Origin of the sequence: Paraburkholderia sp. GAS32 (assembly GCF_050434225.1) — a bacterium.
Classification (GTDB): domain Bacteria; phylum Pseudomonadota; class Gammaproteobacteria; order Burkholderiales; family Burkholderiaceae; genus Paraburkholderia; species Paraburkholderia madseniana.
Genome location: NZ_JBNPVS010000003.1, coordinates 91,825 through 118,584, shown reverse-complemented (window position 1 = coordinate 118,584; position 26,760 = coordinate 91,825). Strand labels below are relative to the sequence as shown.

27 protein-coding genes and 1 pseudogene are annotated in these 26,760 nt (G+C 62.3%); 16 read left to right on the top strand and 12 right to left on the bottom strand.

Going from position 1 to position 26,760, the window contains the following annotated elements:
• The first annotated feature begins 110 nt into the window (after positions 1 to 110).
• The 5 genes from P3T25_RS04480 (at position 111) to P3T25_RS04460 (ending at position 2,858) form a co-directional block, all read left to right on the top strand.
• Positions 111 to 308, top strand: coding sequence for a hypothetical protein (locus P3T25_RS04480; protein WP_154567740.1), 198 nt, complete (start codon positions 111 to 113; stop codon positions 306 to 308).
• Between the two features lie 242 nt (positions 309 to 550).
• A complete protein-coding gene (locus P3T25_RS04475) occupies positions 551 to 1,126 on the top strand; it encodes a phasin family protein (protein ID WP_171929527.1) in 576 nt (191 codons plus the stop codon).
• A gap of 164 nt (positions 1,127 to 1,290) precedes the next feature.
• Positions 1,291 to 2,034, top strand: a complete 744-nt coding sequence (gene phbB, locus P3T25_RS04470; protein WP_171929528.1) for an acetoacetyl-CoA reductase — start codon at positions 1,291 to 1,293, stop codon at positions 2,032 to 2,034.
• A 28-nt stretch (positions 2,035 to 2,062) separates the two neighbouring features.
• Positions 2,063 to 2,236, top strand: a complete 174-nt coding sequence (locus tag P3T25_RS04465) for a hypothetical protein (RefSeq protein ID WP_166618389.1) — start codon at positions 2,063 to 2,065, stop codon at positions 2,234 to 2,236.
• The gene (locus P3T25_RS04460) at positions 2,187 to 2,858 is read left to right on the top strand and encodes a tyrosine-type recombinase/integrase (RefSeq protein WP_429357591.1); all 672 of its coding nucleotides are present in this window, start codon (positions 2,187 to 2,189) and stop codon (positions 2,856 to 2,858) included. Before P3T25_RS04465 ends, P3T25_RS04460 begins: the two co-directional genes overlap by 50 nt.
• A 434-nt stretch (positions 2,859 to 3,292) precedes the next feature.
• Here the strand turns inward: P3T25_RS04460 and P3T25_RS04455 are convergent, their stop codons facing one another.
• Positions 3,293 to 4,219 carry a zinc ribbon domain-containing protein gene (locus P3T25_RS04455; protein WP_429357590.1) on the bottom strand — a complete coding sequence of 309 codons (927 nt, stop codon included), beginning with the start codon at positions 4,217 to 4,219 and terminating at the stop codon, positions 3,293 to 3,295.
• 805 nt (positions 4,220 to 5,024) lie between these two features.
• The gene (locus P3T25_RS04450) at positions 5,025 to 5,744 is read right to left on the bottom strand and encodes an IS6 family transposase (RefSeq protein ID WP_429357589.1); all 720 of its coding nucleotides are present in this window, start codon (positions 5,742 to 5,744) and stop codon (positions 5,025 to 5,027) included.
• Positions 5,745 to 5,812: 68 nt separating this feature from the next.
• Between P3T25_RS04450 and P3T25_RS04445 the strand changes: the two are divergent.
• Positions 5,813 to 6,019 (top strand): annotated as a pseudogene (locus P3T25_RS04445) (MFS transporter); the annotation flags it as partial.
• Between the two features lie 51 nt (positions 6,020 to 6,070).
• Here P3T25_RS04445 and P3T25_RS04440 read toward each other — a convergent pair.
• The 6 genes from P3T25_RS04440 to P3T25_RS04415 all read right to left on the bottom strand — a co-directional run bounded on the left by P3T25_RS04440 (position 6,071) and on the right by P3T25_RS04415 (position 13,503).
• Positions 6,071 to 7,219 (bottom strand): enoyl-CoA hydratase/isomerase family protein, encoded by a 1,149-nt coding sequence (locus tag P3T25_RS04440; RefSeq protein WP_429357588.1) that lies wholly within the window; start codon positions 7,217 to 7,219, stop codon positions 6,071 to 6,073.
• Complete coding sequence (locus P3T25_RS04435) at positions 7,216 to 8,034, bottom strand: enoyl-CoA hydratase (protein WP_429357587.1); 819 nt, start codon at positions 8,032 to 8,034, stop codon at positions 7,216 to 7,218. Before P3T25_RS04435 ends, P3T25_RS04440 begins: the two co-directional genes overlap by 4 nt.
• A complete protein-coding gene (gene mmsB, locus P3T25_RS04430) occupies positions 8,034 to 8,945 on the bottom strand; it encodes a 3-hydroxyisobutyrate dehydrogenase (RefSeq protein WP_429357586.1) in 912 nt (303 codons plus the stop codon). Before mmsB ends, P3T25_RS04435 begins: the two co-directional genes overlap by 1 nt.
• Before the next feature lie 37 nt (positions 8,946 to 8,982).
• A complete protein-coding gene (locus tag P3T25_RS04425; protein ID WP_429357585.1) occupies positions 8,983 to 10,500 on the bottom strand; it encodes a CoA-acylating methylmalonate-semialdehyde dehydrogenase in 1,518 nt (505 codons plus the stop codon).
• Between the two features lie 70 nt (positions 10,501 to 10,570).
• Positions 10,571 to 12,262, bottom strand: coding sequence for an AMP-binding protein (locus tag P3T25_RS04420; protein ID WP_429357584.1), 1,692 nt, complete (start codon positions 12,260 to 12,262; stop codon positions 10,571 to 10,573).
• Between the two features lie 107 nt (positions 12,263 to 12,369).
• Positions 12,370 to 13,503: an acyl-CoA dehydrogenase gene (locus tag P3T25_RS04415; protein WP_171928760.1), complete on the bottom strand. Its 1,134-nt coding sequence runs from the start codon at positions 13,501 to 13,503 to the stop codon at positions 12,370 to 12,372.
• Between the two features lie 298 nt (positions 13,504 to 13,801).
• Here P3T25_RS04415 and P3T25_RS04410 point away from each other — a divergent pair, with 298 nt between their 5' ends.
• The 6 genes from P3T25_RS04410 to P3T25_RS04385 all read left to right on the top strand — a co-directional run bounded on the left by P3T25_RS04410 (position 13,802) and on the right by P3T25_RS04385 (position 20,383).
• Positions 13,802 to 14,848 carry an AraC family transcriptional regulator gene (locus tag P3T25_RS04410; RefSeq protein ID WP_429357689.1) on the top strand — a complete coding sequence of 349 codons (1,047 nt, stop codon included), beginning with the start codon at positions 13,802 to 13,804 and terminating at the stop codon, positions 14,846 to 14,848.
• 83 nt (positions 14,849 to 14,931) lie between these two features.
• On the top strand, positions 14,932 to 16,611 hold the full coding sequence (locus tag P3T25_RS04405) for an NfeD family protein (protein WP_429357583.1): 1,680 nt from the start codon (positions 14,932 to 14,934) through the stop codon (positions 16,609 to 16,611).
• Positions 16,608 to 17,381 carry a slipin family protein gene (locus P3T25_RS04400; protein WP_429357582.1) on the top strand — a complete coding sequence of 258 codons (774 nt, stop codon included), beginning with the start codon at positions 16,608 to 16,610 and terminating at the stop codon, positions 17,379 to 17,381. Before P3T25_RS04405 ends, P3T25_RS04400 begins: the two co-directional genes overlap by 4 nt.
• Before the next feature lie 139 nt (positions 17,382 to 17,520).
• Positions 17,521 to 17,778, top strand: a complete 258-nt coding sequence (locus P3T25_RS04395; RefSeq protein ID WP_154567470.1) for a DUF4148 domain-containing protein — start codon at positions 17,521 to 17,523, stop codon at positions 17,776 to 17,778.
• A 490-nt stretch (positions 17,779 to 18,268) separates the two neighbouring features.
• On the top strand, positions 18,269 to 19,570 hold the full coding sequence (locus tag P3T25_RS04390; RefSeq protein ID WP_171928763.1) for an NCS2 family permease: 1,302 nt from the start codon (positions 18,269 to 18,271) through the stop codon (positions 19,568 to 19,570).
• Positions 19,571 to 19,846: 276 nt separating this feature from the next.
• The gene (locus P3T25_RS04385; protein WP_154567863.1) at positions 19,847 to 20,383 is read left to right on the top strand and encodes a cytochrome b; all 537 of its coding nucleotides are present in this window, start codon (positions 19,847 to 19,849) and stop codon (positions 20,381 to 20,383) included.
• Positions 20,384 to 20,650: 267 nt separating this feature from the next.
• Here P3T25_RS04385 and P3T25_RS04380 read toward each other — a convergent pair whose 3' ends face one another.
• A complete protein-coding gene (locus P3T25_RS04380; RefSeq protein WP_028194698.1) occupies positions 20,651 to 20,941 on the bottom strand; it encodes a DUF1488 domain-containing protein in 291 nt (96 codons plus the stop codon).
• Positions 20,942 to 21,361: 420 nt separating this feature from the next.
• On the opposite strand from P3T25_RS04380, the gene P3T25_RS04375 reads away from it, so the two are divergent.
• Both P3T25_RS04375 and P3T25_RS04370 read left to right on the top strand, forming a co-directional pair.
• Positions 21,362 to 23,353 carry a sigma-54-dependent Fis family transcriptional regulator gene (locus P3T25_RS04375; protein ID WP_429357581.1) on the top strand — a complete coding sequence of 664 codons (1,992 nt, stop codon included), beginning with the start codon at positions 21,362 to 21,364 and terminating at the stop codon, positions 23,351 to 23,353.
• Positions 23,354 to 23,443: 90 nt separating this feature from the next.
• Complete coding sequence (locus P3T25_RS04370; RefSeq protein ID WP_171928766.1) at positions 23,444 to 23,743, top strand: 2Fe-2S iron-sulfur cluster-binding protein; 300 nt, start codon at positions 23,444 to 23,446, stop codon at positions 23,741 to 23,743.
• Between the two features lie 44 nt (positions 23,744 to 23,787).
• Here the strand turns inward: P3T25_RS04370 and P3T25_RS04365 are convergent, their stop codons facing one another.
• Positions 23,788 to 23,982, bottom strand: coding sequence for a YqaE/Pmp3 family membrane protein (locus P3T25_RS04365; protein ID WP_028194701.1), 195 nt, complete (start codon positions 23,980 to 23,982; stop codon positions 23,788 to 23,790).
• An 86-nt stretch (positions 23,983 to 24,068) separates the two neighbouring features.
• Complete coding sequence (locus P3T25_RS04360; protein ID WP_171928767.1) at positions 24,069 to 24,263, bottom strand: DUF1653 domain-containing protein; 195 nt, start codon at positions 24,261 to 24,263, stop codon at positions 24,069 to 24,071.
• Between the two features lie 244 nt (positions 24,264 to 24,507).
• Between P3T25_RS04360 and P3T25_RS04355 the strand changes: the two genes are divergently transcribed.
• Together P3T25_RS04355 and P3T25_RS04350 are read left to right on the top strand one after the other, a co-directional pair.
• Positions 24,508 to 24,912: an OsmC family protein gene (locus P3T25_RS04355; RefSeq protein ID WP_171928768.1), complete on the top strand. Its 405-nt coding sequence runs from the start codon at positions 24,508 to 24,510 to the stop codon at positions 24,910 to 24,912.
• Between the two features lie 197 nt (positions 24,913 to 25,109).
• On the top strand, positions 25,110 to 25,904 hold the full coding sequence (locus P3T25_RS04350) for an SDR family NAD(P)-dependent oxidoreductase (RefSeq protein ID WP_266240555.1): 795 nt from the start codon (positions 25,110 to 25,112) through the stop codon (positions 25,902 to 25,904).
• Between the two features lie 128 nt (positions 25,905 to 26,032).
• On the opposite strand, the gene P3T25_RS04345 is transcribed toward P3T25_RS04350, so the two are convergent.
• A complete protein-coding gene (locus tag P3T25_RS04345; RefSeq protein WP_054036018.1) occupies positions 26,033 to 26,677 on the bottom strand; it encodes a helix-turn-helix transcriptional regulator in 645 nt (214 codons plus the stop codon).
• Between the last annotated feature and the right edge of the window lie 83 nt (positions 26,678 to 26,760).

Below are 26,760 nucleotides of genomic sequence, written 5' to 3'. Positions count from 1 at the left end.
AAGGATTTCCTGAACGCGCTTCGCAAAGGCGAGGAAATATTTGCTGCCACTCGGCCGCAGAGAAGGTAATTAACGCCTGCGGCGCAGACAGACTAAATGGAGGAGACGATATGCTGAGTCCCCATGAATTCGCCACCCTAATGCTCATCAAGGACGCGCCGGATCAGATCGAACTGGGCCGTGCTGAACTCGATATGTTGCTGGAGCGTCAACTCATAGCACTGGAACGCCTCGCGTCGGGCCATCCTCGTCCTCATGTCACAAGCGAAGGCGCTTCCCTTCTCAAAGCCGTCGCGCGTAGGCGCTAGGGAATTACGGCGGGTGCCGCTGCATCACGCCGCGAGCGCGCCGAAGAAAAGTAAGCGAAGTAAGCTTTTGTTGGACTTTAATGTGTAGTGCCTCCTGCTGTAACGACCCTCCGAAGTGTTCGCGACGCATGCTGCCTGGCAGGCGTCCTTGCGCTTCGGTCCATCCATCATCGCCATTCGCCGTGCTACATCCGGTCAATCGGGGTTTCGCGCGGCGGACTGAATCCTGAGGAATTTCAACAATGGCTCTATCGAGTCCCGAGCAAATCGCCGCATCGCAGAAGGCCAGCCTCGACGCATTCTTCGGATTGACCGGCAAGGTCTTTGAAGGCGTCGAAAAACTGGTTGCTCTGAACCTGCAGGTCGTCAGGTCCGCGCTGGCGGAATCGCAGGAGAACCTGACGAAGGCGCCCGCCACGACAGACCCGCAGCAGTGGTTCACGCTGCAAGCCGGTTTCACCGCGCCTTTTTCGGAGAAGTCACTGGCATACGGCCGTCAACTCTTCGACATTGCGTCAACCACTCAGGCCGAGGTCGCGCAACTCGCACAGTCGCAATACGAACGCTACAACGCTAAGGTTCAGGCACTCGTCGAGGACGCGGCGAAGAGTGCTCCCGCGGGTTCCGAAGCGGCGATCGCCGCATGGAAGTCCGCGATCAGCGCCACCACCACGCTGTACGAATCGCTGCAGAAGACGGGGCAACAGGCCGTGGAGATGGCCGGGACCAATCTCGAAGCCGTCACGGCCTCAGCGTCCAAGGCCGCCAAACGTAGCGCCGCCGAGTCGGCTGCCGTAGCCGCGAGCGCGAAGCGCTAGGACTCACGCGGGCAGCGATGCCCGCGTTATCGGTTCCATATATATATGTAGGATTCCTTTTATTCATTTTGGATAAGAATCCGGCATTTCAATGCATCCAATTTTTGACTGAAGGCAGTGTCGCTCCAGACGAGCACGCCGCTGGTATTTGTGAGGACGATTCGATGGCAAAGCAGATCGCGGTAGTAACGGGTGGCATGGGTGGACTGGGCGAGGCGATCAGCATCAAGTTGGATGACGCCGGTTATGCAGTCGTAGTCACCTATTCGCCCGGCAACACCGGTGCGAACGAGTGGCTCGCACGCATGGAAGCCGAGGGACGACAGTTCCGCGCGTACGCGGTCGACGTCGCCGACTACGACTCGTGCGAAAAATGCATGGCGCAGATCAAAGCGGAAGTCGGACCGGTCGATATCCTGATCAACAACGCCGGCATCACGCGCGACGCCAGCTTCAAGAAGCTCGACAAGGTCAATTGGGACGCGGTGATCCGCACCAACCTCGATTCGGTGTTCAACATGACGAAGCCGGTGTGCGACAGCATGGTCGAGCGCGGCTGGGGCCGCATCATCAACGTGTCGTCGATCATCGGCTCCAAAGGTGGGTTCGGCCAGACCAACTATGCGGCGGCAAAGGCCGGCATGCACGGTTTCACGAAATCGCTGGCGCTCGAGGTGGCGAAAAAAGGCGTCACTGTCAACACGATCTCGCCCGGCTATATTGCGACGAAGATGGTGATGGCGGTGCCCGAGGACATCCGCGAGACGAAGATCATTCCGCAGATTCCGGTCGGCCGGCTCGGACAGCCCGACGAGGTCGCCGCACTCGTGCTCTATCTGTGTTCGCGCGAAGCGGGTTTCGTGACCGGCGCCAACATCGCAATCAACGGGGGGCAGCACCTGCAGTGAAGCCGATAGTTCTGCAAGGGAGGTTCCGATGAGTGAAGCAGTGGGATTCGTGATGGGTTCGTTCGTGCTGGCGATGGCAACCGTGTTCGTCGCCGCTCATTATTACCGGGAGCAAATGCGCCGAAAACTGCTCAGACGGCTGGATCACCATCGTGACTGGTGGGACTGGGGCAGCGTACCTGTGCGAAAGGAATGCGGTTGACTTCAGCCCGGTCAAGGGCGCGAAGCGCCCGGAGGTCGACAGCCACGAGAGCAAAACACCGGCGCTCGGTGATCATCAGGCCCGCGCCCTGCTCGATGCGCCCGATCCAACCACACTCAAGGGACAGCGTGATCGTGCAATGCTGGCCGTGCTGCTGTATCACGGGCTGCGCCGCGAGGAACTGTGCCTGTTGAAGGTCCGTGACATTCACGACCGCCGCGGCGTGCCGCATCTGCGCGTGCACGGCAAGGGCGGCAGGACCCGTTACGTCCCGCTCCGTCCGACAAGCGCGGAACGCCTCCACACGTACATGGAAGCGGCCGGCCACGCGATCACACCGGACGCCGCGCTGTTTCAGCAGATCCGGAAAACCGGCAACGCCATTACGGCCGATGGCGTGTACAAGTGCGTGCTCGCGTATGCGGCGCAGGCCAGGATCAGCGTGGAGGGCTTTGGAGTGCACAGTCTGCGTGCGACCGCTGCGACCAATGCGCTCGACCACGAGGCCGACATCGCGAAAGTGCAGGAATGGCTGGGGCACGCTAACATTGCCACCACCCGGATCTACGATCGCCGACGCAGCCGGCCGGAAGATTCGCCGACCTTCAAGGTCGCGTACTAGAAGTCAGGCTGAGCGGTGTACAGCGCGTTGCCGAGCGGCCAAAGCGCTCAGTAACGCGCCTCAATAAGTGACGTCGCTTCGCAAGTGGACCGGCGCATCGAAATGCGTCCCCGTATACTCACCGCAGGCGAAATTTTCCGTTGGGATCGTGGCGCGGCTGCCAGGCTATCGGGCATTACGCGCCGAGTTGCTAGCGCTGCTCGAACGCGTGGGGCCATGTCGGCTCGTTCAAGTCGTGGTTGGTCCGCCCGATCGTGTTCCGGAGGCGACCCGAGCGTTTTCGGGTCGCCCTCCACGGATATTGGTTAGCACGTCGAATGGGCGAGTTATCGATAGGCACATCGTGATGGTAAGCGGCGCCCACGCGCGTGGCGTTCATCATCCCGGCGAACGTGCCGCGCTCCCGATCACGAATTACATCGTCGCTATGGAGGCTATCGGATGCGAGCCGCGTGCAACCCCGCATCACGCGCCTTTTGCCGCGAGAGCAAATCCTGCTTCAGCATGAGTGCCTCGCTATTGTCCGGCTGCAACGAAAGCGCCCAATAGATCCCTGATCGGGCCATAGCCAGATCATTTTTCTCGAGACCGCTGTGCGCTCGCGCAAGCGCGAGCGCCATCAGCCTGTGATTCCTGTCGCCATACCCCTTGTTGCTCGCTGTCGAGCTCGGTGACGAGGCTTTTTCGTCCTGCGAATGTGTCTCGCGATCCGCGATCGCAGGCGCAACGGGTTGCGCGGACGCCACCGAGGAAGCAGCTGCAGCAGGCGCCGTCGAAGAAGCGATCGCCGCTGCCGCGACAGCTGCGGCCGTCGCCGGGTCTTGCCCCGCCGTCGGACTTTGCGGCGTGATCGAGCCTTGTGTCGCCCTGGGGCCCTGGACCATCGTCGGCGCGGAGCCCTGGTTAGCCTGGCTCACGCCATCTGTCGTTACGCTGCCTTCCACCGTGCTCGACGTCGTCTGCTGTTCACGCGTGGCGGAGTCATCCCGGTGCAACAGCACCGTTCCGCCATAAAGGGCGACGCATGCCAGCAACGCCAGCGCTACGCTCGCTTTCAATCGCCAATGGCGGGCACCGCCAAGCGAATGCGGGCGCGTGTGGCCATATGGATGGACATCGGCCGACGCGAACACGGGTCTCGACTGCGACGGCCACAGCAGCTTGTCATGCGGAACATGCGCACGCGCGTGCGCTGCGCTCGCCGTGGCTACATCGGGCTTCTTCGTCCACGCACGATCGCCGAACGCAAGCCACGCATGCGCGCCACAATGCGGACAGAAAGAAACCGCCTCCGAAACCCTGCCGCCGCAGCGCACGCAGGTTGCCGGAAAAATCGGGTCACGTGTGGTTTCATCGCCCATTGTTGAACCTTCCGTCATACGAAAACGCGAACGGTGCTTCGGGAGTGGACGATGGGGTCGAAAGGACAGGTACAAGTACCCGCTCGGTTCGACGTGAGTAAGCATTTATTGCCATGACGACAGGACCGAATCGAACTACCCGCCCAATATAGGTCAGCGACGGACCAGCGTCAACCCGCCATCGGCAGATTTGCGCGCTCGATTTGCTTCGCATTCCTATTTATCTGACGATTTGCACTAGCGACCTGCGACTGATGGAACCTGAACGCGCCGGAATTGGCCCCTGCTGTGCTCCGGGCGGCCGGTTTCTTCGTGCATGGGTCAGAGTTTGACAGGATGATAAGTATTACTACTCATTCAGCGGAATCGCAGTTCAATTCATGACCACATTTCAGGGGCGCGGTGCCGGGCAGGCTCGCGTCGCGGACTTTGGCGTTTGAGCGTAGTGGAACGGAAAACCTGGTTAAGCGTAAGTGTTCGCTGCAGGGCAACAGGATTCGCGCGACTGACTTGCCGCGAGCTCGGCAATTGGACAATGAAGCACGACGTTGCCGTGTACAGTGGCCGAGGAGATAGCGACTTACCGGTTCGAATGACGGTGGTCGACCCAGAGTGTGTGGAAACGCATTGATCGCCTAAACTGAATCAACGCACTGAGACCGGGTGACTCATGAAGCGATTTGTTGAAGGCGATGACCGCAAGCAGGTCGCACTACTTCCCGAATGTATCGATGACTACATCGGACAGGACGGTTCTGGTGCAAATAGGAAAGCAGGTTGAGAAGTTGCCTATAGGAAGGGTAACTTATCGAGTGGACAGGACCGTATTCCATACGGCGGGCGCAGTAGCCTCCTTGAGGCCGAGCTCCGTGAGGTCGAACTGGCCCTTGCGAATGCGATGTGTCAATTCGATACCTGAAATTGTGGTCGCGGCGCTCCTGAACCGCTTGAATCCAAGCATTACGTACGTTCTGGACTTGATGTGGCGATGGTCCTGTTCGATCACGTTGTTCAGATATTTTGAGGACCGGACCTTCGTGTCTTCAGGCACCAAACCATCGGCCTTCATCTCGCGCACCGCGCGGTGCGAGGCCGCGTAGCCATCGAGCGTGATGGTCTCAGGCGACTGGCCCTGATGCCTGATAGCCTTGCTGAAAAAGGCTTTGGCCGCAACCACGTCGCGCCTCGCCCTGAGCGTGAAGTCCACCGTCTGGCCAGCCCGATCCACCGCCCGGTACAGGTAGACCCACCTGCCGCGAATCTTCAGATAGGTCTCGTCGACACGCCACGAGCGACCCGCAGGCGTAGCAAAACGGTTCCAGCGTTTGACGAATTCGGGCGTATAACGCCTCACCCAGCGCAGGATTGTCGTGTGAGCGAGCGACAAACCCCGTTCGGCCATCATCTCGACCAGATCGCGTAGGCTGAGCTTGTAGCGCAGGTACCACCGAACACACAGAATGATGATCTCCCGATCAAAATGACGTCCATCGAACAACTCCTTCAGGCTCTTCAGTTTGGTCATCACCGGTTATCAGTTCGTTTTGCTCCAACAACTCTAACCGATTCGCCGATCCTATTTGCACCAGAACCGCATTGGGCACGGGGTGCGGCGCGTGGATCGGCGGCTTGATGCTGAGCAGTTCGCCGACGGGACAGATCGAGGGATATGGGACCGTGGGATGGGTGGCGGTCGCCGTCGCGTTGATCGGGGTGCTTTGGGTTTCCCGGGTTCGGGGGGCGCAAAGTACAGTGCCGCCACCAGGTGTATTCAGGGGCGACACAGTAGGAGAAGGTTGACGTTCACGCACGCCGACGCAGCCTGAAACACCGCGTCGGCGCGCGCTGCCTTCAAGCTTCCTCAACCCCCAACCCAACCAGCGGATGCGTTTCCCGCTTCCACGGTGAGCTCAGAAAATGGCGGACGCGTTCCGAGCGCACTTCCGCAAGCGTCGCCGGCGCCCAGCGGCTCTTGCGATCCTTGTCGATCAACTGAGCCCGCACGCCTTCGCAGAAATCGCCTTCCTCGATCACCCGTTTGACGATGCCCAGCTCCATCCGGAAGCACTCCGCCAAGGTCATCTGCCGGCCGCGCAGGAGCGCCTCGCGTGTGACAAACAGCATCGTGGGCGAGTGTCCAACCATCGCCTCATAAGCAGACTGCAGCCACTGTTTCACCTCACGCGCTGGCTCGCGCTCCAGATCGTGGCGCAATGTCGCGACGATCCGCTCGATGCTCGACCGCCGGTCGAAATGCCGCAGGATCAACTGCGTAAACGGCCCCAATGCAGCATGCGGGATGATGTTGCACGGCGGCTCGAACACGCCGCGCAATGCAGCCATCAAGTCTCCCTCGTGCGACACGCGCTGCAGGCGCTCTTCGAAGGTGCCAAGCCACTCGGCCGGCACGCACAGATCCGCCAGTTGCAGGCGCAACGCATCGGCGCCGGACAACGTTACGCCGGTGAGCCCGACGTACAACGCGACCTCCGCCGGCATCACGCTCAGAAAACGCGTCGCACCGACGTCAGGCAGGAAGCCGATGCGCGTCTCCGGCATCGCGATCTTGCTGCGCTCCGTGACGATACGCAGCCGCGCCGCCTGACCGAGCCCCATGCCGCCGCCCATCGAGATACCGTCGAGCAAGGCGACCACCGGCTTCGGAAAATTGTGCAGCGCGTAGTCGAGCCGGTATTCGTCGACGAAGAACGCAAGCCAGCGGCTGTCGCCATTCTTCGCGAGCCGGTGCACCTCGCGCACGTCGCCGCCGGCGCAAAAGCCCTTGGTGCCCGCACCTTTCAGCACGAGAGCAACGATGCCGTCGTCGGTACGGCAATGTTCGACCAGTACGGCAAGCTCGCGCACCATCGCGTGCGATAACGCATTGAGCGCGGCCGGCCGGTTCAGCGTGATGATCGCCACGCGGTTGACGACGCGAAACAGAATATCGCGCTCCGCTTCGACGCCCGTATCGACCGCGACGCTCTGCAAGGCGCTCATCGATGCGTCTCCTGCCCGGCGTTGGCGGCCGTCTCAGCCTGCGTCACCTGCCAGCGCGGAGCGCGCTTCTCGAGAAACGCATTGACGCCTTCGCGCTGATCGGCGCCGTCGAACAGATCGACAAAGCGTTCCCGCTCCACCGCGAGAGCCGCCGCACGCGGCACGCCATTGCGGCCCTGGTGAATCAGCGTCTTGCTGAAGCTGACCGCTTGCGGGCTGAGGCTCGCGACACGCGCTGCCATCGTCAACGCGGCCTCGCGCGCGGCGCCCTTTTCCACCACTTCTTCGACGAGGCCGATACGCAATGCGGTCGCTGCGTCGACGCGTTCGCCGGTCAGGATCATCCGCTTGGCCCAGCCTTCGCCGACCAGCCACGGCAGTGTCTGCGTGCCGCAGCCGCATGGCAATAGACCCACCGCCGTTTCGGGCAACGCCAGCAACGCGTGTTGCTCGGCGATGCGGATATCGCAGGCCAGCGCACATTCGAGCCCACCGCCCATCGCGTAACCGTTGATTGCTGCGATCACCACTGGCCGTGCGTTCTGCAGGGTCTCGAACGCCGCGCCAAAGCGCGTCGCCGCCGTGCGCGCGACTTCGCGATTGCCATCGGCGAACGTGTTCAGATCGGCGCCCGCGCTGAAGAACTTCGGGCCGTCGCCCGTGATCACAATGGCGCGCACGCGCGCTTCGCCGTTCAGACGCTCCACCGTCTGCTGCAATTGCAGCAAACCGTCCGGTGTGAACGCGTTCGCGGGCGGCCGCTTGAGCGTCAGCAGCGCAACGGTGCCGTCGTGTGCATAGTCGAGTTCGATCATTACGCGTCTCCGTCCTTGCTGTCCTTGCCGTCCTTGCGATAGAGCTTGATCACCGCCGAGAAGTCCAGACGTCCTGCGCCCTTCGTGCTCATCGTCTGATAAAGCTGTTGAGCCAGAGCGCCGAGATAAACCGGTTGACGAGCGAATTTTGCGGCGTCGGTGGCGAGCCCCAGGTCCTTAAGCATCAGATCGGTGCCGAAGCCGCCGGTGTAACCGCGCGTGGACGGCGCGGTTTCGATCACGCCGGGCATCGGGTTATACGTGTCCGAACTCCAGCAGCGGCCCGTCGAGGTATTGATGATGCCACCCAGCACTTTCGGGTCGATGCCGAGCGCCTCGCCCAATGACATCGCCTCGGCCACGCCCGCCATCGTGATGCCAAGCACGAGGTTGTTGCAGATCTTCGCCACCTGACCGGTGCCGGTGTCGCCGCAATGCACGATGTTCTTGCCCATCGCCGACAACACCGGCTTGACCTGCTCATACGTATCCGCGCTGCCGCCGACCATGAAGGTCAAGGTGCCCGCCGCCGCGCCCCCGGTGCCGCCCGAGACGGGCGCGTCGACGAAGGTATTACCGCGTTGCTCGGCAAGTTCGGCAAACGCCTTCACACTCGCCGGATCGATGGTGCTCGAATCGATGATCGTCACGCCTTCCGCGATGCCGGCGAAAACACCGTCATCCGCTATCAGCACGCTGCGCACGTGAGTGGCAGCGGGCAGCATCGTCACCACACATTCGACGTCTGTCACCGCGGCTTTCGGCGAACTTGCGGCTTTGGCACCCGCATCGACGAGTGTCTGCACCGCTTGCGCGTTGAGGTCGAATACATTGACCGCGTGCCCCGCCTTCAGCAGGTTGAGCGCCATCGGTGCGCCCATGTTGCCGAGTCCGATAAAGCCTATTTTCATGATGTCATTTCCCATGCAAAACAATGGACCTTAGGCCTCAGCGCAGGCTGATGGTCGTGTTGACACCGTCGTTGACGGTATCGTCGTCGAACCACCGGGCGGTAACCGTCTTGGTCTGCGTGTAGAACTGCACGACCTGTTTGCCGTACGGCCCGAGGTCGCCGAGTTTCGAGCCGCGCGAGCCGGTAAAACTGAAGAACGGCACGGGCACCGGAATCGGAATATTGATGCCGACCTGGCCGATATCGATCTCGCTCTGGAATTTGCGCGCCGCCGCGCCGCTTTGCGTGAAAAGACCCACGCCGTTGCCGAACGGATTGCTGTTGACGAGCGCGATCGCGTCATCGAGCGTGGCGGCATTCAGTACCACCAGAACCGGGCCGAAGATTTCCTGACGATAGATCTCCATCTCCGTGGTGACGTCCGCGAACACCGTCGGGCCGATGAAGTTGCCTTGCTCGTAGCCCGGCACCTTCACATCGCGGCCGTCGAGCGCCAGCGTTGCGCCCTCTTTTACGCCCGTTTCGATCAGGCCGAGAATGCGCTGCTTCGCGGCGCGTGAGACGACCGGGCCGACGTCCGTACCCGGCTCACTACCCGCGTTGACCTTCAGCGTCTTTGCCTTCGCGACCAGCTCGGGCAGCCATTGCTGCGCCGCGCCGACCAGCACGACCACCGAGGTCGCCATGCAACGCTGTCCCGCTGCGCCGAACCCTGCACCAGCGAGAGCATTCAAGGTCTGCTCGCGATTCGCATCGGGCAGCACCACCGCGTGATTCTTTGCGCCCATCATCGATTGCACGCGCTTGCCGTGTTCGCTGCCGAGGCGATAAACGTGCGTGCCCACCGCGGTCGAGCCGACGAAGGAAATCGCCTTCACCAGATCGTGCGTGCAGAGCGCGTCGACCACGTCCTTGCCGCCGTGGACGACATTCAGCACGCCCTTCGGCACACCGGCTTCGAGCGCCAGTTCAACCAGTTGCATCGTCGACAGCGGATCCTGCTCGGAAGGCTTCAGCACGAACGTATTGCCGCAGACGATCGCCATCGGGAACATCCACAATGGGATCATCGCTGGGAAATTGAACGGCGTGATACCGGCGCATACGCCGATCGGCTGACGCAACGTGTAAGTGTCCACGCCGCCCGCCACGTTCTCGGCGAATTCACCTTGCTGCAAGGTGCCGATCGAGCAGGCGTGCTCGACCACTTCGAGCCCGCGGAAGATATCGCCTTCCGCGTCGGGAATCGTCTTGCCCTGCTCGGCGCTAAGGGTCTTGGCAATGCGCGGCGAATGCTCGCGAATCAGCGCCTGGAACTTCAGCATGATGCGCATGCGCGCGCCGATCGGCGTGTCCTTCCACGTCTTGAACGCGGCGTGCGCGGAGCGGATCGCTTCGTTCACTTCATCGGCGGTGGCGAACGGTACGCGTGCGAGCACCTCTTGCGTAGCCGGGTTGACGATGTCGCGCCATTCGGTGGTTTTGGATTCGACGAACTCGCCGTTGATCAGCAGTTTGACGGTGGCGGCCTTGTTCGATGCAATTGCGCTCATGCTGGAACTCCTGTGCAGTGGCCGCGTGGCGGCCGGACAGTGATGTGGAATAAAAAGAATCAACGCAGAATCAACGCAGATCCGGGAAGTCCTCTTCCCAGTACTCGCCCGGCAGGCGCGCGGGTTCGGCTTCGCGTTCCATTTCGCGGCGCCGCAATTCGACGCGGCGGATCTTGCCGGAGATGGTTTTCGGCAGCTCGCTGAATTGCAGGCGGCGAATCCGCTTGTACGGTGCGAGTTTTTCGCGCGAGAACGCGAAGACCGCGCGCGCGAGTTCGGGGCTGGCTTCATAGCCCTGGCGCACGGTGACGAACGCTTTGGGCACCGCCAGGCGCAATGCATCGGCGCTCGGCACCACAGCGGCTTCGCCGATCGCTTCGTGTTCGATCAGCACGCTTTCGAGTTCGAAGGGGCTCAGCCGGTAATCGGACGATTTGAAAACGTCATCGGCGCGGCCGACGTAGACGTAGTAGCCGTCATCACGGCGCAACGCGACGTCGGAGGTGTGGTAGAACCCGTTGCGCATGGCTTGCGCCGTGGCGTTGGCGTTGTTCGCGTAGCCGGTCATCAAACCGAGCGGACGTTCGGCCAGAGGCAGCGATATTTCGCCTTCGGTGACGGGTTGATCGTCGGCGTCGAGGAGCTCGATTTTGTAGCCCGGCAGCGGACGGCCCATCGAACCCGGCACAACCGGTTGCCCCGGCGGGTTGCCGATCTGGCAGGTCGTTTCGGTCTGACCGAAACCGTCGCGTATCGTGATACCCCACGCATGCTTGACGCGCTCAATGATCTCCGGATTCAACGGCTCGCCCGCGCCGACGATCTCGCGCAGCTTCACCGGATAGTCGGTGAGATGCTCCTGCACGAGCATGCGCCAGACGGTCGGCGGTGCACACAGCGTGGTGACGTTGAAACGCACCAGCACGTCAAGGGTGTCTTTCGGCACGAAGCGCGGAAAGTTGAAAACGAACACGCAGGCCTGCGCATTCCACGGCGCGTAGAAGCAGCTCCACGCGTGCTTGGCCCAGCCCGGCGAGCTGATGTTCCAATGGATGTCATTCGGTTGCAGGCCGATCCAGTACATGGTCGACAGATGGCCGATCGGGTAACTCTGATGCGTATGCTCGACCAGCTTCGGCTTCGAGGTCGTGCCCGAAGTGAAGTACAGCAGCATCGGATCGGTGGCGTGCGTGACGCCGTCGGGCGTGAATTGCGGCGATGCGTCATAGGCCGCGGCCAGATCGATCCAGCCGTCGCGCGGCGTGCCGACCGAGATGCGCGTGAGCGGCACGTCGAGTGCATCGAACTTGGCGAGCTCCGCGCTGTCGACCACCACGAACTGCGCGCCGCCAATCTGCACACGGTCGCGCACGTCGTCGGCGGAAAGCTGGGTGGTGGCCGGCAGCACGATCGCGCCGAGCTTCATGGCGGCGAGCATCACGTCCCAGAGTTCGACGCGGTTCGGCAGCATCAGCAGCAAGCGGTCGCCGCGCCCCACGCCGAGGCCGCGCAGGAAGTTCGCCATGCGCGACGAGCGATCCGACATCTGCGCGTAGGAGAGGCGCAGGCCATCGCTGGCCGGATCGTCGACGATCCACAGCGCCGGGTTGTCGTTGTCTCGCGCGATCACGTCGAAGTAGTCGAGCGCCCAGTTGAACTGGCCCGGCGTCGGCCACGCGAATTCGCGGTAGGCGCGCTCGTAGTCGGTTCGATGGCGCAATAACAGGTCGCGCGCTTCGAGAAAGCCCTTCGCTGCAGTCATCGTCGTCTCCAATCCCATGCTGTTGGCGCGGTATGCGCTCTGTTTTTTACCTGTGCATTTGCCTTGCCGGCAGGCTATTTTGCGCTCAAACGCCATCTAACCTGCGTTCAAACATGTCGCGCGATAACCATCCGCTGCACTTCGCTGGTTCCTTCGTAAATCTGCGTGATGCGGGCGTCGCGATAGTGGCGTTCCACCGCGTAGTCCTCGAGATAGCCGTAGCCGCCGTGAATCTGGATCGCATTCGAACAGATCTCTTCGGCGAGTTCCGACGCAAACAGCTTGGCCTGTGACGCCTCAGACAAACACGGCTTGCCCTCCGTGCGAAGACGCGCAGCGTGATGCACGAGCAGACGCGCGGCGTTCAGGCGGGTCGCCATGTCGGCGAGCATATTGGCGATGGTCTGGTGGTCCTTCAGCGCCTTGCCGAACTGCACGCGTTCGTTCGCATAGAGGCGCGCGGCATCGAATGCAGCCCGCGCGATGCCGACCGCCTGTGCCGCAATACCGATGCGCCCGCCCTCGAGATTCGACAACGCAATGCGCAGGCCTTCGCCCGGTTCGCCGAGCAGATTGGCCTCGGGCACCGCGCAATCGTCGAACGAGATCGGGCAGGTGTCCGAGGCGCGAATGCCGAGCTTGTGCTCGGGCTTGCCGACGTTGAAGCCCGGCGTATCGGTCGGCACGATGAAGGCTGACAGGCCGCGCTTGCCGCGGTCGGGATCGGTGACGGCAAACACGATCGCGATGTCGGCGCGCGCCCCGTTGGTCACGAACTGCTTGTTGCCGTTGAGAATCCATTTGCCGTCGCGCAGCACCGCACGGGTGCGCAGATTGTTCGCCTCAGAGCCGGCTTGCGGCTCGGTCAGGCAGAACGCGCCGATGCGGCGGCCCGTGGCGAGGTCTTGCAGATAGCGGTCCTTTTGCGCGTCCGTGCCGAAGTTCAGGATCGGCCCGCAGCCGACCGAGTTATGCACGCTCATCAGCGTGGCGCAGGCGGCGCAGCCCGCCGCGATCTCCTCGAGCGCGAGCGCGTAGGCCACGTAGTCCGTATAGGAACCACCCCACTCGGACGGCACGATCATCCCGAGAAAGCCCAACTCACCCATTTGCGTCACGACTTCGGAGGGCAGTTTCGCGTCGCGATCCCACTGTCCGGCGTACGGCGCGAGACGTTCGGTGGCGAAGTCGCGGGCGGCGTCGCGGATCATCCGCTGTTCGTCGGTGTAGAAGCTATCCATGGCTCGATCCTGTTGTATGCATCGCGTCGCGGCGACGAGGCGCTGCTCGTCATTTGCGACTCATCGCGGGGGGATGACCGGCCTCCCCGTGGTGTCTCCGGGGCGAGGCGTCCCGCGATGGGTTCAGGCCAAGTGTAGGGAAGCTACTGGACAGGTTCGATGCTCAGCCCGATCATTCTGATTGAGCGCATTTGCCATACCGGTATCATGCAAACCCGATTCCAACCGCATTTTCAAAGGCTTAGCGAATCGCCCCAAGGAAAATGTTGAGCGCATTTGCCAGAGAACCATGAAAAACATGAAAAACGCCAAGGACGACAAGGGCACGATTTCCGTCAGTCTCGTCGAGGAGACCCTGACGCTCGCGCGAGCGCGCGGGTTCGAGGCGCTGCCGCTCGCCGAAGCCGCCGGCATCGCGGCAACGATGCTGGCGTCGCCGAAAAGCCGGGTCTCGTCGACGCAGTACGGCGCGCTGTGGGCCGGCATCGCCCGCGCGCTGGACGACGAGTTCTTCGGCCAGGACTCGCACCGCATGAAAAGCGGCAGCTTCATCGCAATGACCCAGACGGCGCTGAGCGCGCGTAACGGCGCGCAAGCGCTCGCGCGGGCGGTCGGTTTCATGCGGCTCGTACTCGACGATCTTGGCGCAGAGATCGAAACGGATGCGCAGCGCGTGCGCTTGCGGTTTGTCGAACGCGAAGGTGCGACGCCGCCCGCCATGTTCGCTTACGCGACCTACTTCATCGTTGTTTACGGCCTTCTGTGCTGGCTGGTCGGGCGGCGCATTCCGCTGATCGAGGCGCGCTTTCGCTGCGCCGAACCGCCTGCCGCGCATGAATACCGTCTGATGTTCTGCGACGACATGGCGTTCGATCAAACCGAGTCGTACGTCGACCTGTCGCCGGCGTTTCTCGAACTGCCGGTGATCCAGACCACGAAGTCGGTCAAGCCGTTCCTGCGCGATGCACCCGGCAGCTTCATCGTCAAATACCGCAATCCCGGCTCGCTTGCCGCGCGCGTGCGCAAGATGCTGCGCGCACTGCCGATGGCCGGCTGGCCGGCCGCCGACCAGATGGCGCTGCGCCTGCACGTCGCCGAAGCGACGATGCGGCGGCGTTTGAAACAGGAAGGCTATACCTATCAGTCGATCAAGGACGACTTGCGGCGTGACATCGCAATTGGCGAACTGCAGGACACCGATCGCACGATCGCCGACATCGCCACCGCTGTGGGTTTTGCCGAACCGAGCGCGTTTCATCGCGCGTTCCGCAAATGGACCGGGATGCGGCCGACCGACTACCGGCCGGCACGCGCGGATTTCACGCGCCGCGCGGAATCGGACTAAGCTGTAAGGAGCAGGCCAGCCTTTTTTGGGGTATCGGCCCGCGCCGGTCGATACCCGTCGGCATGGCGCGGCAGCCGTCAGCGATGAGCACGTATCCGCGCCTCCCGTTCCGGCAGTCTGGTCCGCGCTTTGCGCTTATCCGTGGCGGAGTCGTGGGCCGGTTGATGCGCGGCATGACCGCGTTCGGCGTACTGTTGGCGCTCGGGTTTGCATTGTGCGAAAACGCGCCGCGGGTTGGAGTCGCCGAAGCCGCCGGCGCGCCGAATAGCGTTGTCGTGATCCCGGTGAACGGCGCGATCAGTCCGGCCAGCGCCGACTTCATCGTGCGCAGCCTGCAGCGCGCCGCTGACGAACACGCGCAACTCGCCGTGCTGCAACTCGATACGCCCGGCGGACTGGATACGTCGATGCGGCAGATCATCAAGGCGATTCTGGGCTCGCCGGTGCCGGTCGCCACCTTTATCGCCCCGAGTGGCGCGCGAGCGGCGAGCGCCGGCACCTATATCATCTACGCCAGCCATATTGCGGCGATGGCGCCAGGCACCAATCTGGGCGCGGCGACGCCGATTCAGATGGGTATCGGCGGTGCGGAACCGCCTGCGGGCGGCGGCGGTATGCCCGGATTACCCGGCACGGGAGCCGGCGGCGGCGCGCCAAAGAACGGGCCCGGAACGCCTGCCTCGGGGGATTCGGCGAGCCCAGCGGCGCCAGCGAATTCTGCCAACTCAGCCAGCTCAGCGACCCCGGCGAGCGCCGGCAACGCCGCCAGCGCCGCCCTTCCGCTCGACACCCAATCCACCGAACTGCGCAAGCAGGTCCACGACGCGGCCGCCTACATCCGCGGCCTCGCGCAAATGCGCGGACGCAACGCCGACTGGGCCGAGCGCGCCGTGCGCGAAGCCGTCAGCCTGTCGGCCAGCGAGGCGCTCGCGCAGCACGTGGTCGATCTGAACGCGCGCGACATTCCCGACCTGCTGCGCCAGGTGGACGGCCGCACCATCAACACGAGCCAAGGCGACGTCAAACTCAGCACCGCCAACGCATCGGTAGTCACGCTCGAAGCCGACTGGCGCAGCCAGTTCCTCGCGGTGATCACCGATCCGAACGTCGCGCTGGTTCTTCTGATGATCGGCATGTACGGCCTCTTCTTCGAGTTCGCCAATCCCGGCTTCGTGCTGCCGGGCGTGGTCGGCGCCATCAGTCTGCTGATGGGTCTCTTCGCGATGCAGATGCTGCCGGTCAACTACGTCGGACTCGGCCTGATCTTTCTCGGCATCGCATTCCTGATCGGCGAGGCGTTTCTGCCGACCTTCGGCTCGCTCGGCTTCGGCGGCATAGTCGCGTTCGTGATCGGCTCGTTGATGCTGATCGATACCGACGTGCCCGGTTATGGCATTCCGCTGCCCCTGATCGCGGCCGTGACCGTGTTCAGCGTCGTGTTTGTGTTCGGCGTGTCGAGACTCGCCCTGCGGGCGCGCAGCCGGCCCGTGGTGACGGGCTCGGAAGGGCTGATCGGCAGTCTCGGCGTCGTGCTCGACGGCGGCCTGTCGCCGGACGGTGGTCCGCTGCAGGGGGACGCCACAGCAGACGCAGCAGCGGGCGGCGGCACGCTGGCCGGCTGGGCGCAGGTGCATGGTGAACGCTGGCGGGTGTCCAGCACGGCCCCGGTCGCGGCCGGTCACACGGTGCGCGTCACCGCGCGCCGCGGACTGACGCTGACCGTGGTGCCCGCGGAAGCACAACTACAAGGAGAACGCTCATGATCGGTTTCACATTCGGCTTCAGCAGCATTCTGATTCTGCTGGTGGCCGCACTGATTGCTTCATCGATACGGATTTTTCGCGAGTACGAACGCGGCGTGGTGTTCATGCTCGGGCGCTTCTGGAAGGTCAAGGGACCGGGTCTCGTACTGATCATCCCGATCGTGCAGCAGGTGGTGCGCATGGATCTGCGCACCGTCGTGTTCGACGTGCCGCCGCAAGACGTGATTACGCGCGACAACGTGTCGGTGAAGGTCAACGCGGTGGTGTATTTCCGCGTCGTCGATCCGGAAAAGGCGGTGATCCAGGTGGCGCGTTATTTCGAGGCGACCAGCCAGTTATCGCAAACCACACTGCGCGCGGTGCTCGGCAAGCACGAACTCGATGACCTGCTGGCGGCTCGCGAGCAACTGAACGCCGATATCCAGAAGGTGCTCGATGCACAAACCGACGCGTGGGGCATCAAGGTGGCGATCGTCGAGATCAAGCATGTGGACATCAACGAAACGATGATCCGCGCGATCGCCCGTCAGGCCGAAGCCGAGCGCGAACGGCGCGCCAAGGTGATTCATGCGGAAGGCGAATTGCAGGCCTCGCAGCATCTGCTGGAGGCGGCGCAGACGCTGTCGAAACAACCGCAGGCCATGCAGTTGCGTTACCTGCAAACCCTCACGACGATCGCCGCCGACAAGAATTCGACGATCGTTTTCCCACTGCCGATCGATCTGCTGAGCGCGGTGCTGGATCGCCTCAGCAAGCCATCGGCCTCCTGAACCGGGGGGCGCGCCGCTTCACTTTAGCCCGCTTTGGATCACGGGGTGAAATGGTGCATTGCCTGCAATCGACTTACTCGGAATGACCATGAAATTTAAAATTTAGGGGTCGTTTTTAACCGCTCCATAGGAGCCAATCATGAAAATCGCTTCTCTAGTTGGACTCGGCGCGCTGTTAGCCGCCATGAGTGTAAGCAGCGCGTTTGCACAGACTTCGCGACCTTACGACCCGTCGGCGCCGCTAACGCGCGCCCAGGTGAAAGCCGATCTGGCCGCCTGGCGCGCCGCCGGCTACGATCCGCTCGACTGGATCGACTATCCGGACAACGCGCAACGCGCGGGCCGCATCGTCGCCGCGCGGCGGGCGCAGCAGATGAATGGGAGCACGGCGCAGTAATCAGTCTCATCCTGGCCTTGAAGCGGCAGGCCGGACTGCTCGCGACTGCAAAGGTCGCAGGCGGCGCCGGCCTTGGATACCCTGCACGTCCACGCATGAATCGCCTGCCGCGCTCTTTTCCCCTCCTGCGCCTTCTACCTGCATTTTTACGGCTGGCTTCTGGCCGAATCGTTTCAATTCACGCCGCCCCGCCAGGCTCCGCCTGTCCCCACGCCCCCGCAAGCCCGCAAGCCCGCCGTTTCCCGCCGCAACATCGTAAATTCGCTTGCCGCGCCGCCCCGCGCGCTGGCAAGGTATCATCTCGCCCCTTCGGCACAGCCCACAGTCACGCAAACCGGTGCGCCACCGCCAATCATGACTACAATCCGCCCGTAGGCTTCGCCGCGTGGTGCATCGGTGCCGTGTCGGACGGCAGAGTCGCCCGCTTATTCGCGACGCATTGCCCGTATCAACCACAAGAAACGCTTTTGAACAACAAGAGACCCGCCTCATGGACTCCATAAAACGATACTTCGGCTTCGAAGCCGCCGGCACCAACCTGCGCACCGAAGTGCTCGCCGGGCTGACCACCTTCCTGACGATGGCCTACATCATCTTCGTCAACCCGGCGATTCTCGGCGACGCCGGCATGCCGAAGGACGCGGTGTTCGTCGCGACCTGCATCGTGGCCGCGCTGGCCTCGCTGATCATGGGTCTCTACGCCAACTACCCGATCGCGCTCGCACCCGGCATGGGTCTGAATGCGTACTTCGCGTACACCGTCGTGAAAGGCATGGGCTTCACGTGGCAAGCCGCGCTCGGCGCGGTGTTCATCTCCGGCTGCCTGTTCCTGATCGTCACGCTGTTTCGCGTGCGAGAGGTGATCGTCAACGGGATTCCGCATTCCATACGCATTGCCATCACCGGCGGTATCGGCCTCTTTCTCGCGATCATTTCGCTGAAGTCGGCCGGTGTGGTGGTCGGCAATCCGGCCACGCTCGTCACGCTCGGCGATCTGCACAACGCGCACGTGATCCTCGCGGTGATTGGCTTCTTCGCGATCGTCACACTCGACTATCTGCGGGTGCGCGGTTCGATCCTGATCGGCATTGTCGGCGTGACGGTGCTGAGCTTTTTCTTCGGCGGCAATCAGTTTCACGGCATCGTATCCGCGCCGCCGTCGATTGCACCGACGCTGTTCCAGCTCGACATTCGCGGCGCGCTCTCCGGCGGCGTGCTGAACGTGATTCTGGTGTTCTTCCTCGTCGAACTGTTCGACGCGACGGGCACGCTGATGGGCGTGGCCAATCGCGCCGGGCTGCTGGTCGAGGGCAAGATGTTCAGGCTGAACCGCGCTCTGCTCGCCGACAGCACGGCGATTCTGGCCGGCTCGATGCTGGGCACCTCGTCGACCACGGCGTATATCGAAAGCGCATCAGGCGTGCAGGCTGGCGGCCGCACGGGTGTGACGGCGATCACCGTCGCCGTGCTGTTTCTCGCAGCGCTGTTTTTTGCGCCGCTGGCGGGCGTGGTGCCCGGCTACGCGACGGCGCCGGCCCTGTTGTACGTATCGTGCCTGATGCTGCGCGAAATGCTCGATCTGCCGTGGGACGACGCCACCGAAGTCGTGCCGGCCGCCCTGACCGCACTGTTGATGCCGTTCACCTACTCGATCGCCAATGGCGTCGCGTTCGGCTTCATCTCGTATGCCGGTCTGAAACTGCTGACCGGCCAGGCGCGCAAAGTGAAACTGGTGGTGTGGATCATCGCGGCGATTTTCCTGTTCCGCTATTTCTACCTCGGCAGCGAATAAGCTGCGGCGGCAATTAACGTGAAGGCACGGGAGTGAAAGCGCAGGACAACACGTGACATGCCGTGGCATGACATTGCGAAGCGATGCGCGATGCTGCAACGCGCAACGCGCATCGCTTCGCAGCCTGACTGAAAGCACTGAGGCATCGTCGCTGCGTCCGGTCACGGTTCAGTCTGGATCAACAATCATTTGATTGAGGGTGCCCGTTCTGGTTGGGCACCCTTTATCATCTGATGATTGATAAAAAACAACCAACCGGTCACGGGAGTTCCCTGCATGTCCTACAGCCACAGCCGCACCACGGACCGTTATACGTCGCCCGCCATCTTCTTCCACTGGGCGATCTTTCTGCTGATCGCGCTCGCTTATCTGGCAATCGAAATCCGCGGACCGAAAGGCTCGGACAGCAGGGTCTTCTGGAGCAACGTGCATTTCTGCGCCGGTACCCTCGTGCTGGGACTGGCGGTCCTGCGCGTGCTATGGCGTCTGTGGGCCGGCGCGCCTGCGGAAGTCGAAGGTAATCGCCTGCTCGCCTTCCTGGCGCGCGCCGCGCATCTCGCCCTGTACATCTTTATCTTCGCGCAGCCGCTGCTGGGCATGCTGTTGGTCAATACCGGCGGGCATCCGGTCACGCTGGCCTGGATCAACTTCAGCTTCACGCTGGTCGGCGCGGATCCGCTTGCGCGGCCATTGCTCAAGACAGCACATGAGTGGCTCGGCAATGCGTTTTACTGGGTGATCGGATTACACGCGCTCGCGGCGATTGCGCATCACGTGGTGTTCAAGGATCGGACGCTGCGGCGGATGGTGTGATCGGCTTCCAGTCTCCGGCGCATGCGGCATTGGCGCGTGCGTTCGCGATATCTGGAACTTACAGCCGCGCGAGTGCAGACCTGGGCGGCGCGAACGGCCGCGGCCAGTTGTGGACCCGTTGAGGTGCGGACGCCGCGCCTGGGTTTGCGTCTCGTGTTGCTCTTGCGCGGCTGGTTCTGCTTTTCTGCTGTGCCCGCTCGTTGGGCTTACGTTTGGGCTGACTTCGTGGCCTGTTTTCGGGCTGACACCCGGCAGGCGCGGATTCGCTCAGTTGCGCCAGTTCGCTTCATAGAAGCGCACGTAGCCGCTCCTCAGCACCAGACATTGCGCCCGCGTTTCCGATAGCAGACGCCTCGTAGCCGCTTCGATGCGGGCCCGGTGCGCGTCGAATGCGCCGACCATGTCCTCCAGACGTGGCGATGCGGCGCCAAAGTGATCTTCCAGCGCCTCAGCGGTGATCATGCACTCCACCCTTTGCCCATCAACCATCGCCGGGAACGCCAAGGTAAGTTCGCGACCTGAATATTCAGGAGTTTCGTTCGGGAATAGTATCTGCATGGGTGTTCACCTTAAAGGTTGGGTGCTGCGCATGGGTCGATTGGTACTGCGCACGCTGGTTAACACTGGTCGCACCTGCAGCGCTTTTTCCTCCTTGTCGAATGCTGGTGGCGCGGGTCCGTCACCCCATAGTTTCGCGAGCGCCGTACTTCGCGCCCCGCGGAGGTGATTTGATTCACTGTAGACGAGTTCGGCCGCTGCGCAAGTTTTCCTTTTTGTTTGCTTGATTTTGGTGCCTGACGTGGTCTTTTGAGGCGCTTTTTCTCTCTCGCGCGACCCGGTTTTATTCGTGCTGCGCGGCTTTCGCCAGGGGCCGGTTTCGTCCTGTAATATCGGTGTTCGGCCGCAGACCCGTATGTTGCACTGCGGAACGCAACGGCGGGCAACGCACCCGTCGGATCCGATAACCGGAGACATGCATTGGTCCATCGTTCTGCCACGCCACCCATCATCGGTCGGCCAGATGTCATCGCGCAAGCTCATGCCCGCTCGCTCGAAGTCGGCCTGCGAGCGTCGGAAACGCCGGACTTTCATCCGCTGCACCGCCCCGCCCTGCGTGAACTCGTCGAACGCAACCAGTCGCTCTATACCCACGCGCTCCCTGTCATGGAGACGCTGCACGCGCAGATCGTCGACACGCAAAGCATGGTGCTGCTCACCGACAATCACGGCGTGATTCTCCACAGTCTCGGTGACAGCGACTTTGTCGAAAAAGCCAATCGCGTCGCGTTGTGCCCGGGCGTGTCATGGGCCGAAGCGGATCGCGGCACCAACGCGATCGGCACCGCCCTGATCGACGGGCAGCCGACCGTCGTGCATGCCGGCGAGCACTTCCTGCACGCGAACCGGATTCTCACCTGTTCGTGCGCGCCCATTGCCGATCCGTTCGGGCGCACCATCGGCGCACTCGACGTCAGTGGGGACACGCGCGGCTTCCACAAGCACACGCTTGCGCTCGTGCGGATGTCGGCGCAGATGATCGAAAATCATCTGTTCTCCAATCAATTCGTCGACGCCATTCGCATTCACTTTCACGCGCGCGCGGAATTTATCGGCACGCTGTATGAAGGGCTCGCGGCGTTCGCGCCGGACGGCACATTCCTGTCCGCGAATCGCAGCGCACTGTTTCAATTCGGGCAGCCGCTTGGCGAGCTGTTACGGCAACCGTTCGACGCACTGTTCGGGGTCACCTTTGCCAGAGTGTTGCAGCAGGTCGCCCGCGCGCCAGGCGAAAGTATCGAGCTGACGCTGCCGAGCGGCGTGCGCGTGGTCGCACGCGGCGAATTTGCTGCGCCACGTTATGTCGGTTCATCAGAAGGCTTTGCTGACGCAGCGCGTACGGCCACGTCCAACGGCGCGCGTGCTGCGGCCCAGCCCTGCGAGATGGCACCGCTCGCCACTCTCGAAACGCTCGATACCGGCGATGCAACGGTCGCGGCGATCCTGCGAAGAGTCGCCAAGCTGCGCGGACGCGATATTCCCATTCTCGTGCTCGGCAAAACCGGCACCGGCAAGGAATGGCTCGCCCGCGCCATCCATCACGATTCGCCGCGGCGGGCCGCGCCCTTCGTCGCGCTGAATTGCGCATCGTTGCCCGACACGCTGATCGAGGCGGAGTTGTTCGGCTACGAAGACGGCGCGTTCACCGGCGCAAAGAAACGCGGCAGCGTCGGCAAGATCGTGCAGGCCGATGGCGGTACGCTTTTTCTCGACGAAATCGGCGACATGCCGCTCGCCCAGCAAGTGCGCCTGATGCGCGTGTTGCAGGAGCGCACCGTCGTGCCGCTCGGCGGCACGCGGGCGATTCCGGTCGATCTGCGCATTGTCTGCGCAACTCACCGCAACCTGCGCGCGATGATCGAAGCCGGCACCTTCCGCGAAGACCTGTATTACCGGATCAACGGCCTCGTCGTCACCTTGCCGGCGCTGCGCGAGCGCAGCGATCTGGCGGCGCTCGTCGAGCGCATGCTGGCATTGCAGCCGGATGGCGAGCGGTTACCGCGTCGCGTGTCCGATGAGGTGCTGGAGCGCTTTGCGCAATGCCGCTGGCCAGGCAATCTGCGGCAATTGGCTAACGTGCTGCGCACCGCCAGCATCATGGCCGAAGGCGCGCAGCAGATCGAACTCGAGGATTTGCCGGACGATTTTCTGCAGGATTGTGGGGATGCGGCGGTCGACGAAAGCGCCCAACCTCCAGTGGCGCTTTCGAGCAACGGCGATGGCTGTGGCGAGCGCGAAAAACCGGCCGCGCCTACGAATGCGTCGCCCGCGCGGATGGAAGATTGGCAGACTACGTTGATTGCACAAACGCTCGCTCGACTCGACGGTAACGTGTCCGCAGCGGCACGCGAGTTGGGGCTTGCGCGAAATACGGTGTATCGGTATCTGCGGCGTGGGAACACGACGCATTGAAACGGCGAAGATGCTTGCGAGTTCAGTGGCGTGCTGTGAGCACTCTGTGCAGCGTGTAAAGTGTGGCGCAATCCGTCACCGATTCACACGATGTCCGACTCCACCCGCCCACCCCTCGTTCGCGTCGAGCCACTTGGCCAAAGCTTCGAAGCGCCCGATTCGCTGACGATCCTCGAGGCCGCCGGCTTTGCGAATCTGCGTCTGCCACGCTCGTGTCGCAACGGCACATGCCGCACCTGCCTATGCAAAATGACGGCGGGACGCGTGCGCTACACGATCGAATGGCCGGGTCTCAGCCGGGAAGAAAAAGCGGAAGGCTACATCCTGCCGTGTGTGGCGATCGCGGAAACCGACGTGGTGATCGAGGCTCCGGACGCGGTCGAAATATAGCAGCGCGAGGACTGCGCCTCGCGCTGCCCGCATTGCATTCAGCCTTACCGACCGTTGCCCATCGCCCGGGCGATTTTCTTGTCGGTGTTGTACTGACTCAGTGCATACACCGACCAGATCGCAGCCGGAATCCAGCCGATCAGTGTGATCTGCAGAATCAGGCAGATGATTCCGGCAAAAGGCCGGCCGATCGTGAAGAACTGAAACCACGGCAGAATGATGGCAAGCAAAAGACGCATTCAGATTTCCTGTTTGTATTGACCTGGCGGCACACGTTCTTCGAGTGCAATCGTGATGACGATAACGACTGCCTGAACGAGGCAGCCTAGTTGATCGGTGCGAAGCGCGGCACCTTGATACCTTCGACTTCGACCAGCTCGAAAAACACCGAAGCCGGACGGGTCCAGATCGTACCATTGCTGGCTTTGTAGACGATCATCGTGATCGTCGGATCGGACTCCAGCGTGGCCTCGCAAACCAGCTCGTAAATGCCGCCTTTGTAGTGTCGATAACGCACCATTCAACTACTCCTGTCCCGATCAACGGAATCTTTTATAAACGGGCCGACGTCCTCCGAAGCAGAGCACGTGGTTTTATTGCGGCTGTCATTGTAAACCTGTGCTGGACCCCGAAAGATCACTGATGCAGGCTTACGCTATCGCCAACACTTGCAGAGAAACCTTCGCCCGCGCATTTCGCCGCGTGCCCAGCCAGTGGCATGGGCATGCGCTCAATCTTTTGACGTGACACCAATGAGGACAATGATGACTCTCGCGATCGCAACCGCCACCTCGGACGCAGATTCACCCAACTATGTCGTCAAAATCGATGCGGGCACACACAGCCTGCTCGGTGATGAAGGGCCGCGCGAAGGGGGACAGGATAGCGGCCCGGCCCCCTTCGAATTCGTCCTCTCGGGTCTCGCGGCATGCACCGCAGCAACGCTCAGGATGTACATGCAGAAGAAAGCATGGCCGGGCGGCCGGATCAAGGTCGACACGCAATTGCACGTCGAGCGCGACGGCGGTCAATATATTCGGCGCACTGTATCCGTCGATGGGCCTCTCGACGATAGCCAGCGCAAGCGCCTTGGCGAAATCTGCGAGAAGACGCCGGTCACCCTGTTCATCAAACGGGGAACACGAATCGACACGACGATGCAGTGGTGAGGCGGCCCACGATCTTTTCGTTTTTTTTGAAAATGATTCAAAAGACACGCCAATTATCAAAAAACGCTCCAGCTCGCACAATGCGTCACGTCCTCAGAACAGTCCGGCGTTCAGCATCGAGTCGATGCTGTTGACCGGCGACCTGAGATGACGCACGCAACGCAAATGCAGGCTCACCCCGCAGCAAGGAGCAGAACATGTTTGTCTATCGCGGCTCGACCGCCCTGATTACCGGAGCCTCAAAAGGACTTGGCAAGGTCTTTGCGGAGACGCTGGCCGCACGCGGCATGAACCTTGTGCTGGTCGCCCGCTCTGCTGACACATTGCAGGCTCTGGCGGAAGGACTTTCCGCCAGACACGGCGTGCAAACCGTTGCGCTGAATATCGACTTGAGCCATCCCGACGCCGCCCTCCAGATCGGCGAGGAACTCGAGCGCCGCGGCATTCAGGTCGATCTGCTCGTCAACAATGCCGGGCTAGGTCTGACCGGTAGTTTCCTCTCGCACGATCCGACGAAAGAGCAGTCGCAGATTCAGGTCAACGTTCAGGCGCTCGTCGCTCTCAGTCATCGGTTTGGCAGCGGCATGGCGAAACGCGGCAGGGGCGGCATCATCAACCTCGCGTCCAACGCGAGCTTTCAGCCCCTCCCGCATATGGCCACTTACGCGGCGACCAAGGCTTTCGTCCTTTTCTTCAGCGAGGCGCTGCAATTCGAACTCGTCGGCACGGGCGTGCATGTGATGGCGGCCTGTCCGGGACCTACGGCAACGAGCTTCTTCGACGGGGTGTCGACCAATGTGTCGCCGAAAGACATGGACAGCTCGGAGTCCGTCGTTCAGGAAACGCTCAAGGCCTTCGACAAAAGAAAGGCGGTTGCGTATCCGGGGCGGACCAGTGTGCGAGCCGCGACCTTGCTGTCACGCTTGCTTCCCAGGGGGCTCGTGGTCCGTGTCGCCGCCATGGCGAGCAGCAAAATGGGACTGCATAGCTGAACGCAGTGATTCTTCCAGCGGTGCGGCCACAATCTCCCGGGCGCATCGGCACACTGATCAGCTTGATCATCGGCTCACTGCCGGGTCCGGCGCTGGGCAGCGCCAGCCCACTGCGATCTGAAGAACCGTCAGCCGCCCTCTTTCATCTGCTTCAGAATCTTATAGACGGTGGCGCGCCCCATCGTCAACACAGCGGCCACATAGTTCGCCGAACTGCGGCCGCGAAACGCGCCCTGCGCATGCAGCGCCTCGACGATTTCCCGCTTGTGTTCGCGCGTGAGTGCATTGATGCCGATTTGCCGCTCGCGCAGCCAGGTGTGCAGGAACGTGTTGATGCGGTCCTGCCAGTCATCCCGGAACAGCTCTTCCGCGGGCGCGTCTGTCAGATTGCCGCCTTTGATGAACAGATCTAGCGTGGAGCGCACATCTTCGAACACCGCGATGTTGAAGTTGACGCACAGCATGCCGGCCGGCTTGCCCTCGTCGTCGAACAGGATGTTGCTCACGCAGCGCATGCGACGGCCGTCCCAGTTGAGCTTCTCGTACGGCCCGATCGTCCGGCCGCGCGCCGCGTAGTGGACTTCATCGAGTACCGAAGGGCCACCGACTTCGAGCTTCGACAGGTTGTTCACGAGATACGCGATGGTCTGATCACGCAGGTCGTGAATCACGACTTCGGCACACGGATAGAACAAGGCCGCAATGCCGTCTGCGATGGGTGCGTAGCGGTCCAGCAGCAGGTCTTTCACAGGAGAGACGGTTGTCTTGCGCATTGAGAAATCGCAGTGTTCCAGGGAGGCGGCGCCGCTTTAGCCTGATTGAGCAAAAAGGGACGCCGAGGTTATGGCCGGCAGCC

Bases quoted from the DNA above. Each gene is read 5' to 3' on its own strand.
- P3T25_RS04480 (WP_154567740.1), top strand. From the start codon at position 111: ATGCTGAGTCCCCATGAATTCGCCACCCTAATGCTCATCAAGGACGCG.
- P3T25_RS04475 (WP_171929527.1), top strand. From the start codon at position 551: ATGGCTCTATCGAGTCCCGAGCAAATCGCCGCATCGCAGAAGGCCAGC.
- phbB (WP_171929528.1), top strand. From the start codon at position 1,291: ATGGCAAAGCAGATCGCGGTAGTAACGGGTGGCATGGGTGGACTGGGC.
- P3T25_RS04465 (WP_166618389.1), top strand. From the start codon at position 2,063: ATGAGTGAAGCAGTGGGATTCGTGATGGGTTCGTTCGTGCTGGCGATG.
- P3T25_RS04455 (WP_429357590.1), bottom strand. From the start codon at position 4,219: ATGGGCGATGAAACCACACGTGACCCGATTTTTCCGGCAACCTGCGTG.
- P3T25_RS04450 (WP_429357589.1), bottom strand. From the start codon at position 5,744: ATGACCAAACTGAAGAGCCTGAAGGAGTTGTTCGATGGACGTCATTTT.
- P3T25_RS04440 (WP_429357588.1), bottom strand. From the start codon at position 7,219: ATGAGCGCCTTGCAGAGCGTCGCGGTCGATACGGGCGTCGAAGCGGAG.
- P3T25_RS04435 (WP_429357587.1), bottom strand. From the start codon at position 8,034: ATGATCGAACTCGACTATGCACACGACGGCACCGTTGCGCTGCTGACG.
- mmsB (WP_429357586.1), bottom strand. From the start codon at position 8,945: ATGAAAATAGGCTTTATCGGACTCGGCAACATGGGCGCACCGATGGCG.
- P3T25_RS04425 (WP_429357585.1), bottom strand. From the start codon at position 10,500: ATGAGCGCAATTGCATCGAACAAGGCCGCCACCGTCAAACTGCTGATC.
- P3T25_RS04420 (WP_429357584.1), bottom strand. From the start codon at position 12,262: ATGACTGCAGCGAAGGGCTTTCTCGAAGCGCGCGACCTGTTATTGCGC.
- P3T25_RS04415 (WP_171928760.1), bottom strand. From the start codon at position 13,503: ATGGATAGCTTCTACACCGACGAACAGCGGATGATCCGCGACGCCGCC.
- P3T25_RS04410 (WP_429357689.1), top strand. From the start codon at position 13,802: ATGAAAAACGCCAAGGACGACAAGGGCACGATTTCCGTCAGTCTCGTC.
- P3T25_RS04405 (WP_429357583.1), top strand. From the start codon at position 14,932: ATGAGCACGTATCCGCGCCTCCCGTTCCGGCAGTCTGGTCCGCGCTTT.
- P3T25_RS04400 (WP_429357582.1), top strand. From the start codon at position 16,608: ATGATCGGTTTCACATTCGGCTTCAGCAGCATTCTGATTCTGCTGGTG.
- P3T25_RS04395 (WP_154567470.1), top strand. From the start codon at position 17,521: ATGAAAATCGCTTCTCTAGTTGGACTCGGCGCGCTGTTAGCCGCCATG.
- P3T25_RS04390 (WP_171928763.1), top strand. From the start codon at position 18,269: ATGGACTCCATAAAACGATACTTCGGCTTCGAAGCCGCCGGCACCAAC.
- P3T25_RS04385 (WP_154567863.1), top strand. From the start codon at position 19,847: ATGTCCTACAGCCACAGCCGCACCACGGACCGTTATACGTCGCCCGCC.
- P3T25_RS04380 (WP_028194698.1), bottom strand. From the start codon at position 20,941: ATGCAGATACTATTCCCGAACGAAACTCCTGAATATTCAGGTCGCGAA.
- P3T25_RS04370 (WP_171928766.1), top strand. From the start codon at position 23,444: ATGTCCGACTCCACCCGCCCACCCCTCGTTCGCGTCGAGCCACTTGGC.
- P3T25_RS04365 (WP_028194701.1), bottom strand. From the start codon at position 23,982: ATGCGTCTTTTGCTTGCCATCATTCTGCCGTGGTTTCAGTTCTTCACG.
- P3T25_RS04360 (WP_171928767.1), bottom strand. From the start codon at position 24,263: ATGGTGCGTTATCGACACTACAAAGGCGGCATTTACGAGCTGGTTTGC.
- P3T25_RS04355 (WP_171928768.1), top strand. From the start codon at position 24,508: ATGACTCTCGCGATCGCAACCGCCACCTCGGACGCAGATTCACCCAAC.
- P3T25_RS04350 (WP_266240555.1), top strand. From the start codon at position 25,110: ATGTTTGTCTATCGCGGCTCGACCGCCCTGATTACCGGAGCCTCAAAA.
- P3T25_RS04345 (WP_054036018.1), bottom strand. From the start codon at position 26,677: ATGCGCAAGACAACCGTCTCTCCTGTGAAAGACCTGCTGCTGGACCGC.